The organism is Zobellia uliginosa (assembly GCF_900156625.1).
Classification (GTDB): Bacteria; Bacteroidota; Bacteroidia; order Flavobacteriales; family Flavobacteriaceae; genus Zobellia; species Zobellia uliginosa.
Window position 1 is genome coordinate 168832 of the sequence record NZ_FTOB01000004.1, and the last position, 12285, is coordinate 181116.

The 12285-nt window shown below is 43.8% G+C and carries 11 protein-coding genes; 2 read left to right on the forward strand and 9 right to left on the reverse strand.

The window, feature by feature from the left end; translation table 11 throughout:
- Positions 1 to 27: 27 nt before the first annotated feature.
- Positions 28 to 582: a ribosome recycling factor gene (frr, locus tag BW980_RS13290; protein ID WP_076455716.1), complete on the reverse strand. Its 555-nt coding sequence runs from the start codon at positions 580 to 582 to the stop codon at positions 28 to 30.
- A gap of 44 nt (positions 583 to 626) precedes the next feature.
- Positions 627 to 1334: a UMP kinase gene (gene pyrH, locus BW980_RS13295; RefSeq protein ID WP_013993696.1), complete on the reverse strand. Its 708-nt coding sequence runs from the start codon at positions 1332 to 1334 to the stop codon at positions 627 to 629.
- A 180-nt stretch (positions 1335 to 1514) separates the two neighbouring features.
- Between pyrH and BW980_RS13300 the strand changes: the two genes are divergently transcribed.
- Positions 1515 to 3383 carry a M61 family metallopeptidase gene (locus BW980_RS13300; RefSeq protein ID WP_076455717.1) on the forward strand — a complete coding sequence of 623 codons (1869 nt, stop codon included), beginning with the start codon at positions 1515 to 1517 and terminating at the stop codon, positions 3381 to 3383.
- A 149-nt stretch (positions 3384 to 3532) separates the two neighbouring features.
- On the opposite strand, the gene tsf is transcribed toward BW980_RS13300, so the two are convergent.
- The 7 genes from tsf to BW980_RS13335 all read right to left on the reverse strand — a co-directional run bounded on the left by tsf (position 3533) and on the right by BW980_RS13335 (position 11479).
- Entirely contained in the window at positions 3533 to 4498 is a 966-nt protein-coding gene (gene tsf / locus BW980_RS13305) for a translation elongation factor Ts (RefSeq protein ID WP_076455718.1), read from the reverse strand.
- Between the two features lie 109 nt (positions 4499 to 4607).
- Positions 4608 to 5681, reverse strand: a complete 1074-nt coding sequence (gene rpsB, locus BW980_RS13310) for a 30S ribosomal protein S2 (protein WP_076455719.1) — start codon at positions 5679 to 5681, stop codon at positions 4608 to 4610.
- Positions 5682 to 5939: 258 nt separating this feature from the next.
- Positions 5940 to 6326, reverse strand: coding sequence for a 30S ribosomal protein S9 (gene rpsI / locus BW980_RS13315; protein WP_013993700.1), 387 nt, complete (start codon positions 6324 to 6326; stop codon positions 5940 to 5942).
- Positions 6326 to 6781: a 50S ribosomal protein L13 gene (gene rplM, locus BW980_RS13320; protein ID WP_076455720.1), complete on the reverse strand. Its 456-nt coding sequence runs from the start codon at positions 6779 to 6781 to the stop codon at positions 6326 to 6328. Before rplM ends, rpsI begins: the two co-directional genes overlap by 1 nt.
- A gap of 368 nt (positions 6782 to 7149) precedes the next feature.
- A complete protein-coding gene (locus tag BW980_RS13325; protein ID WP_076455721.1) occupies positions 7150 to 7497 on the reverse strand; it encodes a T9SS type A sorting domain-containing protein in 348 nt (115 codons plus the stop codon).
- A gap of 102 nt (positions 7498 to 7599) precedes the next feature.
- A complete protein-coding gene (gene polA / locus BW980_RS13330; RefSeq protein ID WP_076455722.1) occupies positions 7600 to 10431 on the reverse strand; it encodes a DNA polymerase I in 2832 nt (943 codons plus the stop codon).
- Positions 10432 to 10489: 58 nt separating this feature from the next.
- Positions 10490 to 11479, reverse strand: a complete 990-nt coding sequence (locus BW980_RS13335; protein ID WP_076455723.1) for an isoaspartyl peptidase/L-asparaginase family protein — start codon at positions 11477 to 11479, stop codon at positions 10490 to 10492.
- Between the two features lie 63 nt (positions 11480 to 11542).
- Here BW980_RS13335 and BW980_RS13340 point away from each other — a divergent pair, with 63 nt between their 5' ends.
- Positions 11543 to 12265, forward strand: coding sequence for a copper homeostasis protein CutC (locus tag BW980_RS13340; RefSeq protein WP_076456262.1), 723 nt, complete (start codon positions 11543 to 11545; stop codon positions 12263 to 12265).
- Positions 12266 to 12285: the final 20 nt, after the last annotated feature.

A 12285-nucleotide genomic window follows, 5' to 3' on the forward strand; every position in this document is an offset into this window, starting at 1 on the left:
TTCATTTTTATATAAAAGGTTATAGAATTAGACCTTCATGATTTCCGCTTCTTTTACGGTCAAAAAGGCGTCTACTTTTTTAATGTATTTGTCGGTAAGGGCCTGAACGTCTACTTCTGCGTTTTTTTGTAAATCTTCGGAAATGTCTAAATCCCGAATTTCCTTATTGGCATCTTGGCGGGCGCTACGTATACCTACCTTGGCATCTTCGGCCTCGGCTTTGGCTTGTTTGGTCAGCTGAATACGACGCTCTTCGGTCAGCGGAGGAACGTTGATGATTACAAAATCACCGTTGTTCATAGGGTTAAAGCCTAAGTTTGAGTTCATGATGGCTTTTTCTATCTCATGGAGCATGTTCTTTTCCCAAGGCTGTACCGATAGGGTACGTCCGTCGGGCGTATTGATATTGGCTACTTGTGATAGGGGGGTCTGCGAGCCGTAATATTCGACCATCACGGAAGAAAGCATGGCCGGACTAGCCTTTCCTGCACGTATTTTTATAAATTCTTTCTCCAAATGCCTCATTGCGGCATCCATATTCTCCTTTGCGGAATCAAGTATAAACTGTATCTCTTCGTTCATAATTCAAATATAATATAACGGTGCAAATATATAGTAGACCTGTTTTAAAGATTTACGACCGTACCGATGTTTTCACCTTCAACCAGTTTTTTCAAGTTCCCTTTTTTGTTCATGTCGAAAACAACGATGGGCAGTTCGTTCTCTTGGCTTAGCGTAAAAGCGGTGGTGTCCATAACTTTTAGGCCTTTAAGAAGAACGTCTGCAAAAGAGATCGAATCGAATTTTGTGGCGTTTTTGTCCTTTTCGGGGTCGGAGGTGTAGATTCCGTCTACGCGCGTACCCTTTAAAATGACATCGGCCTCGATTTCAATGGCTCGAAGAACCGCAGCGGAATCGGTAGTGAAATAGGGGTTTCCCGTTCCTCCTCCAAAAATGACAACACGTCCCTTTTCAAGATGTCGCATGGCCCGTCTTCTGATAAAGGGTTCGGCGACCTCGTTGATCTGAATGGCCGATTGTACCCTGGTCTGTACGCCTATGGTTTCAAGGGCGCTCTGTAGGGCCAAGCTGTTGATCACGGTGGCCAACATGCCCATATGGTCGCCCTGTACGCGGTCCATACCGGTTGCGGCACCTGTTAATCCCCTAAAAATGTTTCCCCCGCCGATTACGATGGCTACTTCTATACCTTTTTCGGCTACCTCTTTAATTTCCTCGGCATATTCCGCTAGACGTTTTGAGTCTATTCCGTATTGCTTTTCGCCCATTAAGGCTTCACCGCTGAGTTTTAAGAGTATTCTTTTGTATTGCATGGCTAGTATTTCGTTGGGGCAAAAATAATCAAAAAATCTTAGGGTTTGTTTTTGAAGGTGCAGATTAAGCGAACCTTAATTATTTCCTAATAATGATGCGGTATTCTGTTAAATTTTATAATCTTGTAACCCTTTAAAAATTAGAGGGATTACTTACAATAAAGTGTTTAAATAGATACAATGAGAAAAATAGGATTACTCGCATTTGCCGTGCTTTTGACCGCCTGTGGATCGACCAAGGCAGTGTTGACGGCAGACAAGGTCCCGGTCTTGGCCAAATTAGACCTTAAAAATGTGGTTGACGATAAAGTTGCCGTAACGGTCGATGCTGGTGCTTTTACCACGGATGAAGTTTTGTTTTATATTCCTAAAACGGTGCCCGGTACGTATAGTACGGACAATTACGGTCAGTATATCGAAGGGTTCAAGGCCTTGGATTATGAGGGAAAGGAGTTGGCTTTTTCTAAGTTGGACGACAATACATGGAAGGTTTCCAATGGGAAGAACCTGGATAAAGTGACGTATTGGGTCAACGATACCTATGATACGGAAGGCGAAGTGAAGGACAAGGTTTTTTCCCCTTCGGGAACAAATATCATTGCCGGAAAGACCTTTATGCTCAACCTTCATGGTTTTGTTGGGTATTTCGGGGGATTGAAAGAAGTGCCTTATGAATTGTCCGTCGTTAGGCCGGAAGCTTTAAAGCCTACCACCTCATTAAAGCCTAAAGTACCGGAGGTGCCAATGTCGAATGTCGATGTCTTTACGGCAAGCAGGTATTTTGATGTTATCGATAATCCTATCCTTTACGCAAAGCCCAATACCGAAACCTTTGAGGTCAATGGTATAACGGTCACTCTAAGTGTGTATTCGCCATCGGGAATCTATTCGGCCTTAAGTTTAAAAGACCGCATGGAAAAAATGATGGGGGCACAAAAGACGTTCTTGGGCGATGTAGATGGAACCAAAGTTTACAACATACTGCTGTATTTGTCTACTATGGAAGCTGACGATGCTTCCGGTTTTGGTGCCCTAGAGCATCATACGTCAACGGTGGTCGTGTTGCCCGAAGCCATGCCGAAAGAACGTTTGGAGCAGGCTATGGTCGATGTGGTTTCACATGAGTTTTTTCATATAGTTACTCCTTTGAACGTACATTCGGAAGAGGTGCAGTATTTTGATTTTAACGATCCAAAAATGTCACAACACTTGTGGATGTATGAAGGGACGACCGAATACTTCGCCAATCTTTTTCAAATACAACAAGGGCTCATTGATGAAGGGGAGTTCTATCAACGGATGATGGATAAGATCAATAACTCTAAGTCATATGATGATGCCATGTCTTTTACCGAGATGAGTAAGAATATTTTGGTTGACCCCTATAAAAAGAACTATGCCAATGTTTATGAAAAAGGAGCCTTAATAAATATGGTTCTCGATATTCGGTTACGTCAATTGAGCAATGGGGAAAAAGGGGTGCTTTGGTTGATGCAAGAACTTTCTAAAAAGTACGGGAACGACACGCCTTTTGAAGATGATAAGCTGATTGATGAAATCGTGGCCATGACCTATCCTGAAATACGGACTTTCTTTGATACCTATGTCATTGGCAATACGCCCATTGATTACAATTCTTATTTGGGTATGGTAGGATTGTCGGCCGATCTAATTGAGCAGGAAACCGGTTATTTTCTAGATGGTGATAACCCCTTTATAGATGTAGAACAAGGCAATGAGAGTGTGGTTTTTGTTCGAAAGGGCATTCAATTGAATAGCTTCTTTAAGGGGCTGGGCGCCGAAGGAGGTGATGTCATCAAGGAAATTAACGGAACTACGATAACCTTGGAGTCGATTCGGCCCATTATTGGAAAGAGTTTTGGTTGGTCTCCCGATACCGAAATCAGTATGGTGGTCGACCGCGACGGCAAAGAGGTATTGTTGGAAGGAAAGGTTGGTGTGCCTACCGTAAATGTAGAAACCATAGTTCCCGTTGAAAATGTATCTGACGAAGTTTTGGAATTGCGTCAAGCCTGGTTGAAAGGTTAGACCGTTACATTTAAAGTGTAAAAAACCGTGACGTTAAAAGGTGTCACGGTTTTTTTATTTGAAATACCTAAAAGCTAGTATGTGTTAAAAAAGAAAACCGCACTAACGGTTAAGCTAGTGCGGTTTTTCTTTATGTGTTGAATATAGGGTTATCCTACTGTAGCACGTTTGAATCCGGTAACGGATACATCGCCGTAAGAAGCAACGTATTTTGCAACGTTGATTTTCTCATCTTTGATGAAGTTTTGGTCCAATAAACATTGTTCTTGGTCCAAAGTTGTGTTATCGGAAATAAATCTTTCCATTTTACCAGGAAGAATTTTGTCCCAAATTTGCTCTGGCTTGCCTTCGGCTTTCAATTGTGCTTTCGCATCTTCTTCGGCTTGGGCTAAAACTTCGTCGGTTAATTGAGCCATTGAAATGTATTTAGGAACGTTTTTAAGCGTCTTTCCTAAACGGCCAAGTTCTTCGTTGTCTTTTTCGATAACGGCGATTCTGGCTTCTGTTTCGGCAGCAACGAATGCGGGGTCAAAATCTTTGTAAGACAAAGTTGTTGCACCCATTGAAGCGATTTGCATAGAAAGGTCTTTTGCAAGGACTTCGGCAGAATCTACTCTAGAAGAAAGGCCGACTAAAGCGGCAATCTTGTTAATGTGAACGTAGGTTCCAACGTAAGGGGCCTCTAGCTTTTCGAAAGCGGTGATTTCCAATTTCTCACCGATAACCCCGGTTTGCTCAATTAATTTGTCAGCAACGGTCATTCCTCCGAAATCAGCATCTAAAAGAGCTTCTTTGGAATCACAGTTCAAAGCTATATCGGCAATTTGGTTTGCTAAAGCTAGGAAGTTTTCGTTTTTTCCGACAAAATCAGTTTCGCAACCTAATACGATTGCAACACCAACGGTTTGGTCGGCATTCAATTTGGAAACTGCAGCGCCTTCAGATGACTCTCTGTCAGATCTTTTTGCGGCTACTTTCTGTCCTTTTTTACGAAGAACTTCAATTGCTTTGTCAAAATCTCCTTCAGCTTCGACCAAAGCATTTTTGCAGTCCATCATCCCTGCGCCGGTAGCTTTTCTTAATTTGTTTACTTCTGCGGCTGTAATTTTTGCCATTTTGTGTTCTATTTTTCAATTTGTCTCCAAGATAGAGTCATTTTACGACTCTATCTTAAAGCAAATGTTATGTTATTATTTCGTTTGCTATATAAGTAAGGAAAGAAATCTATTCTACCCCTCCTTTAACGCTGTCTTGCCATTCTTTTAGCTCGTCCCATTTACCATCGGCAGCCATTTTAGCTTGCTTTGGCCATGAGGTAGGGTCTAAATGAGCCATTCTAGAGCTGGCCTCGTTCAAGATTTCCTTGATTTTTTCCGGGTCACCTTCGGCTAATTTAGCGTAAGAATCAAAACCGGCGTTTACCAAAGCTTCTGCGGCTTTTGGGCCAACACCTTCTATTTTGGTAAGGTCAACGGCCTCTGCTGGGGCTTCTGTAGCGGCAGCTGGGGCTTCAACTACTGGAGCTTCGGTTTTAGGGGCTTCTGCGGCAGCTTTTTTAGGCTGCTCTTTTTTGGTTTCTTCAGCACCTTCTTTGTCTGCTTGTTTCTCCGATTTACGTTCGGCCAAACCTTCTGCGATAGCATTGGTTACTTGCGTCATGATAATATCGATAGATTTTGAGGCGTCATCATTAGATGGAATCAAATAATCGACATCTCTTGGGTCTGAGTTGGTATCCACCATTGCAAAAATAGGGATGTTCAATTTTTGGGCTTCCTTCACCGCAATGTGCTCACGCATAGTATCGATGATAAACAAGGCACCAGGTAGACGGGTCATGTCGGAAATAGAACCTAAGTTCTTTTCTAATTTGGCACGAAGACGGTCTACTTGAAGACGTTCTTTTTTAGACAAGGTCATAAACGTTCCGTCTTTTTTCATACGGTCGATAGATGCCATTTTCTTTACCGCCTTACGGATGGTAACGAAATTGGTCAACATACCACCGGGCCATCTTTCTGTGATGTAGGGCATGTTTACGTTCGCTACTTTTTCGGCAACGATGTCCTTTGCTTGTTTTTTTGTGGCTACGAAAAGAATTTTTCGTCCAGATGCTGCAATTTTCTTAAGGGCTTCGTTGGCCTCGTCTAATTTTGCAACGGTTTTGTAAAGGTTGATAACGTGGATACCGTTACGCTCCATGTAGATGTAGGGCGCCATGTTAGGGTTCCACTTTCGTGTAAGGTGGCCAAAATGCACACCAGCTTCCAATAATTGTTTTACTTCGACTTTCGCCATTTGAATTTAGTTTACGTTCTTTTGAATAGGCAATGCCCAAGTGGTATACCGATATAATCGACAAGCCTCAAGCATTTAGATGCTAAACTAACGGTGCCTTTGAACATGAGGTGTTCTCGGGTCTCCCGAATAACTATTCCCTAAACGGAAAATAGTTTTTAATTTATTCGCTCGATGCGAACTTTCAATGAACTTTGATTAAAGAAAAAATATAAAAGTGATACCCACCGATGGGTGGGTATCAATAAAATTGTACTCTTAACGTTTAGAGAACTGGAATTTCTTACGAGCTTTCTTCTGACCGAATTTCTTACGCTCAACCATTCTCGGGTCACGGGTCAATAAGCCTTCTGGCTTAAGAACCAATCTGTTTTCGGCATCTACTTCACAGATAGCTCTTGAAAGAGCCAAACGGATAGCTTCGGCTTGACCGGTAATGCCACCCCCGTAAACGTTTACGTTTACGTCGTAAGCATCTTCGTTTTCGGTAAGGGCAAAAGGTTGCTTTACTTTGTACTGAAGAGTAGCTGTTGGAAAATAATCGTTAAGATCTCTCTGGTTAACGGTAATGTTTCCTTTTCCTTCTGAAACATATACACGGGCAACCGCTGTCTTTCTTCTACCGATTTTATGAATGATTTCCATTACTTGAATTCTTTTAAGTTGATAACCTGTGGTTTTTGAGCTTCATGGTTGTGCTCAGGACCTACAAAAACCTTAAGGTTTCTGAAAAGGTCGGCACCCAATCTGTTCTTGGGAAGCATGCCTTTAACCGCTTTTTCAACGATATGCCCAGGTTTCTTGGCCAAAAGTTCTTTTGCGCTAGTTGCACGCTGACCACCAGGGTAACCTGTGTAACGCAAATAGGTTTTGTCTTCCCATTTGTTACCGGTCATGTCGATTTTTTCTGCATTGATAACAATAACGTTATCGCCACAATCAACGTGGGGCGTGAAATTTGGCTTATGTTTTCCTCTAAGCATTTTGGCAACTTTAGAAGCCAATCGGCCTAAAGTCTCTCCTTCTGCATCAACTAACAGCCACTGTTTGTCAACAGTCGTCTTATTGGCAGAAACGGTCTTATAACTCAATGTATCCACTACGGTTACTTTTTAATTAAACACTTCAATCCCGTCAAACGGGCTGCAAATGTACACTAATTCTATTGAAAAACAAGTGGTGATTTACGATTATTTTTAGTTAAAAATACTCTTTTTCAATTTCTTGGGCCAAATTTAAATAAAAATAATGGTTCAGCTTTAAAGGCAAAGTGAGGGGGAAGGTAACTCTTGGGGAAAGCATGGGGTGATCCGTTGTTTTGTGTATGCCGAACTTTAGCGGGAAATTTTTTGCTTCGGAATTTGCAATTCTGAATACGGTTGTTAGGCTTGCAAAGCCTATTCGAAAGCGGGTATTGGGAAAGCGTGGGTAGTTAGAATAAGGTTTGTTGTAGGGGTGGTTTCGGTGGCTACTGTTTGTAGAATTTGACGCGTACCTTTTGTTCTTTTGAATTCACGGTGACCATGTATACGCCGGAATCTAAAGAGGGTATGGGGATGTTGATGGCGTTGCGCCTGATTTCCCATTCGTATTTCAGGACCGTATTGCCATAGATGTCCATTATAGAGATGTGTGCCTTGGCCGTGTTTTCTAATCCTAGTATGTTTACAACATTACTGGCGGGGTTCGGGAAGACCTTTACTTTTTTTGTTGAAGTAATGCTGGTATTTTCGCGCCCATTATTTTCTGTACTGTCCTGTGCTTGGGCGGTGCAGATAAAAAAAAGAAGGCAAATAAAAGATACGAAGGTTTTCATGTGAACGTTGCTAGGCCCGGTTTCGGGTGGAATGGGATTGTAAAAGTAATTATGAAAAAGCCTTTAATCCAAAAAATGTTGTGAAAAGGATGGATTTGTATGTCAATGCGCCTCCAGCCAATCTTGTCCGATCCCGACTTCTACGTCTAAGGGCACCGAGAGTTTGTAAGCGTTTTCCATCTCCGATTTGATAAGCGATTTCAATTCGTCCAATTCGGGTTTAAAGATGTCGAATACCAATTCATCATGTACTTGTAACAGCATTTTAGATTTGTAGTCACCTTCGGTCAGCTTTCTATGGATGTTGATCATCGCTATTTTTATAATGTCGGCAGCACTCCCTTGGATGGGGGCGTTAACGGCATTTCGCTCTGCGGCTCCACGAACCACTTGATTGCTTCCGTTGATGTCCTTTAGGTAACGGCGGCGGCCCAAGACAGTTTGTACGTAACCGTTTTCACGGGCGAAATCGACCTGTTCGCCCATATAGTTGCGAAGCTTTGGGTAGGTCTTGTAATAGGTGTCGATCAGTTCTTTGGCTTCCGAACGCGATAGATCTGTTTGGTTGCTCAGTCCGAAGGCCGAAACCCCGTAAATGATTCCGAAGTTTACGGTCTTGGCGTTGCTTCTTTGTTCGCGGGTAACCTCTTCGATAGGTACGTTAAAAACTTTGGAAGCGGTAGAGGCGTGAATGTCTTCGCCATTTTTAAAGGCCTCGATCATAGTGGTCTCTTCACTTAGGGCGGCAATGATGCGTAATTCGATTTGAGAGTAATCCGCCGCCAATAAAATATAGTTTTCATTGCGGGGCACAAAAGCCTTACGTACTTGACGTCCCCTTTCGGTACGAATGGGAATGTTCTGTAAATTCGGGTTATTGCTGCTCAAGCGGCCGGTTGCGGCTACGGTTTGCATGTAGTCGGTATGGATCCTTCCGGTGGAAGGCTCGACCTGCTCGGGCAAGGCGTCGACATAGGTGCTTTTTAGCTTGGCCAATCCGCGATACTCCAATACGTTCCTTATGATTTCATGGTCTTTGGCCAGGTACGATAATACGTCCTCCGAGGTGGAGAACTGTCCCGTCTTGGTCTTTTTGGGCTTGTCGACCAGCTTCATTTTGCTGAACAGTATTTCCCCAAGTTGCTTGGGCGAGCCTATGTTGAACTCTTCGCCTGCATCTTGGTAGATTTTTTCCTCAAGGGCCTTGATGTCGTTGTTCAGGTCTTCGGAAAGGGAATTCAGAAACTTTTCGTCAAGTCTGATACCTTCCAGTTCCATATCCGCTAAAACACGTAATAGGGGAATTTCGATGTCTTTAAAAAGTACATCTGTTTTTGCCTCGGCCAGTTCGGGTCTGAAGTGTTCTGCCAATTGAAAGGTGATGTCGGCATCTTCTACCGCGTACTCCGTTTGTTTTTCCAGCGGCACATCGCGCATATTCAATTGGTTCTTTCCTTTTTTGCCTATAAGCTCGGTGATTGAAATAGGGGTGTAGTTCAAATAGGTTTCCGAAAGCACGTCCATATTATGGCGCATATCGGGGTTGATAAGGTAGTGGGCCAACATGGTGTCGAAAAAAGTGCCACGTACCTTAATATGGTATTTATCGAGTACCTTGATGTCGTATTTTAGGTTCTGGCCTATTTTTTCAATGTTCTCCGATTCAAAGAAAGGCCGAAGTATTTCAATGAGCTCTTGGGCTTCCTCTTTGTCTTCGGGAAAGGGAATGTAATACCCTTTGGTGGCTTCCCAAGAAAAAGCAATGCCTACAAGTTGGGCCTCAAGTGGATTTAAGGATGTGGTTTCGGTGTCAAAGCATACCGAGGACTGTTTCATCAGGTTTTGCATAAAGAGCTTCATGGCCATGCCCGGTGTTACACTTTGGTAGACGTGCGATACGTCTTTTATGGTCTTGCGGCTTGAGCTGTCTTTTATGGTTGCGGGTGAGGCCCCGTCGCCACCGAAGAGTGAGAACTGACCGCTTCCGGCCGACGAGGATTGTTTTTTACCGGTATCGGTACCGCTAACTTGGGTCGGTGTTTCCGCTTCGCCCGAAAATATTTTTATGAATTGGTCTTTGAGCCTTCTAAACTCTAGTTCTTCAAAAATTTCCTGTACCTTCTCGCTGTCGGGTACCGAAAGTTCATAGTCTTCCGCGTTGAAGGTTACGTCGCAATCGGTGCATATGGTCGCGAGTTTTTTAGAGAGTAAGCCTAGTTCTTTATTGGCTTCGACCCGCTCTTTCATTTTGCCTTTTAATTTATCGGTATTGGCCAATAGCTCTTCCATAGACCCGAACTGTTCGATAAATTTCTTTGCGGTTTTATCGCCTACGCCGGGCAAGCCGGGAATGTTGTCACTAGCATCGCCCATCATACCAAGGTAGTCGATGACTTGTTCGGGGCGTTCAACGCCGAAACGTTTCTGTATTTCTGGAATGCCCCATATTTCGATTCCGTTGCCCATTCGGGCAGGGCGGTACATGAATATATTTTCGGAGACCAACTGGCCAAAATCTTTGTCGGGCGTGACCATGAATACTTTGTAGTCTTCTTTTTCGGCTTGTTTTGCCAAGGTGCCTATAATGTCATCGGCTTCCCAGCCTTCGAGGACTACCGAAGGAATATGCATGGCCTTAAGGATGTTCTGTATATAGGGGATGGCTATTTTTATGGCGTCTGGCGTTTCGTCGCGGTTGGCCTTGTATTCAGGAAATAATTCGGTGCGTTCGGCACTTCCTCCCTTATCGAAGCAAACGGCCAAGTGATCGGGTTTTTCACGTTTGATTACGTCAAAAAGCGAATTCATGAACCCCATAATGGCAGAGGTGTCCATGCCTTTGGAATTGATTCTCGGGTTTTTTATAAGGGCATAATAACCTCGAAAGATTAGTGCGTAGGCGTCTAAAAGGAAGAGTCGTTTCTGTTCTGGCATTTTATAGTTTTTCAAAAGATTTCAAAGCTAATCAAGTTTTTGATTTCTTTTTAATGTTTTACGATTTGATATAGCTTTCCGACGGATTATTAACATGTCCTTCTTCCGAATACGACCGAAAGGTAAAGCCTGGGTGAATACAATAGCTGCCTGTTTCGCCCTTTTTATTGATGGCGATAAACCCGATTTGAAAATCGTCCCTACCTTTGTTTTTGGCCATAATGCGTTTTACCCCTTCTTCACAGGCTTCTTGCGGCGACTTCCCCTGGCGCATCAATTCAACAATGAGAAAGCTGCCTACGGTACGTACGACTTCTTCACCCATTCCGGTTGCTGTGGCGCCCCCAATTTCGTTGTCGACAAAAAGTCCAGCCCCTATAATTGGGGAATCGCCTACGCGTCCCGCCATTTTATATCCCATGCCGCTGGTGGTGCAGGCTCCTGAAATATCACCCTTCTTGTCAATGGCCAACATGCCGATGGTATCGTGGTTTTCAATGTTTATGATAGGTTTGTATTGTGAGGTCTTCTTCCATTCCAGCCATTCTTGTTTTGATTTCTCGGTAAGGAGATTGGTTTTTTTGAACCCCATCCCATAGGCGAATTGTTCGGCGCCTTTTCCGGCAAGCATCACATGTGGCGTTTCCTCCATGACCTTGCGGGCTACTAGGATCGGGTTGGCAATGTTCTGTAGGGCCAGTACGGCGCCACAGTTGCCGTCCTTGTCCATGATACAGGCGTCAAGGCTTACGTTTCCGTCGCGGTCGGGTCTGCCGCCCACCCCAACGGTCTGGTTGCTCGTGTCGTTTTCCTCTACCATTACGCCTTGGGTAACGGCATCTAAAGAAGGGCCGCCCTCTTTTAAGACTTCCCATGCTTTTGAGGATGCATTGAGAAAATTCCAGGTACATATAACGATAGGCCTTACCGGCTTATGATTTTTTTCGGTGGTCGGGCTGGTGATATTTTGTGGGGAAGCCAATAGGGGACCTGAAATCAGTCCGGCGGTAGCCGCGGTAGATTTTTTTAGGAAGTTTCTTCTTTGCATGGTCTAAGGATTTCTATTTTAGGCGTAGTTTTAAAAAACGTTTGGGCATTAAATATAAGTAAAATGCTAGTAGAAGTCTGTGCCAATTCATTGCAATCTGCGCTAAACGCCCAAAGGGCAGGGGCGGATAGAATCGAACTTTGTTCCGAACTTGCGGTCGGGGGGATTACCCCTTCCTACGGTCTGTTAAAATCGGTTCGCGAAAATATTTCAATTCCCGTTCATGTCTTGGTGCGTCCCCGTAGCGGTGATTTTACTTATACTTCCGATGACCTGGAAATCATGAAAGAGGATATTGCCCTTTGTGTGGAGCTGGGGTTTGATGGAATTGTTTCAGGGGTTTTAAAAACGGATTTTTCCTTGGATCTGGATCGGACAAAACAACTGATAGAGGCTTCCGGAAACTTGAAGTTTACCTTTCACCGTGCCTTCGATTGGGTTCGGAATCCTTTGGAAGCCTTCGGACAGCTTCAATCTTTGGGGGTGGACTATGTGTTGACTTCGGGGCAGCGGCAATCGGCCGTTGAGGGAATGGCCTTGCTGAAAGCTCTCCTAAAAGATGGGTCGAAGTGTGTTCTTATGCCTGGTGGAGGGGTGAAGCCGACCAATGTTGAAACCTTTATGGCCGAGGGCTTTAAAGCCGTGCATTTATCGGGAACCAAATTTTTCAGGACCTTGCCCGAATCGGACAGGGTTTCTATGAACTCGGCCTCCTTTTTAAGCGATACGGAAATAGCCCTTACCGACCCTAATACTATAGAAGATGTTGTAAATAGGGTTAAATAAAAACTAAATGGGGCGATCTT

What these genes read in the sequence shown, in the direction of transcription:
- frr (WP_076455716.1), bottom strand. Translation starts at nt 582, where the DNA reads ATGAACGAAGAGATACAGTTTATACTTGATTCCGCAAAGGAGAATATG.
- BW980_RS13340 (WP_076456262.1), top strand. Translation starts at nt 11,543, where the DNA reads ATGCTAGTAGAAGTCTGTGCCAATTCATTGCAATCTGCGCTAAACGCC.
- BW980_RS13325 (WP_076455721.1), bottom strand. Translation starts at nt 7,497, where the DNA reads ATGAAAACCTTCGTATCTTTTATTTGCCTTCTTTTTTTTATCTGCACC.
- polA (WP_076455722.1), bottom strand. Translation starts at nt 10,431, where the DNA reads ATGCCAGAACAGAAACGACTCTTCCTTTTAGACGCCTACGCACTAATC.
- BW980_RS13300 (WP_076455717.1), top strand. Translation starts at nt 1,515, where the DNA reads ATGAGAAAAATAGGATTACTCGCATTTGCCGTGCTTTTGACCGCCTGT.
- pyrH (WP_013993696.1), bottom strand. Translation starts at nt 1,334, where the DNA reads ATGCAATACAAAAGAATACTCTTAAAACTCAGCGGTGAAGCCTTAATG.
- tsf (WP_076455718.1), bottom strand. Translation starts at nt 4,498, where the DNA reads ATGGCAAAAATTACAGCCGCAGAAGTAAACAAATTAAGAAAAGCTACC.
- BW980_RS13335 (WP_076455723.1), bottom strand. Translation starts at nt 11,479, where the DNA reads ATGCAAAGAAGAAACTTCCTAAAAAAATCTACCGCGGCTACCGCCGGA.
- rpsI (WP_013993700.1), bottom strand. Translation starts at nt 6,326, where the DNA reads ATGGAAATCATTCATAAAATCGGTAGAAGAAAGACAGCGGTTGCCCGT.
- rpsB (WP_076455719.1), bottom strand. Translation starts at nt 5,681, where the DNA reads ATGGCGAAAGTCGAAGTAAAACAATTATTGGAAGCTGGTGTGCATTTT.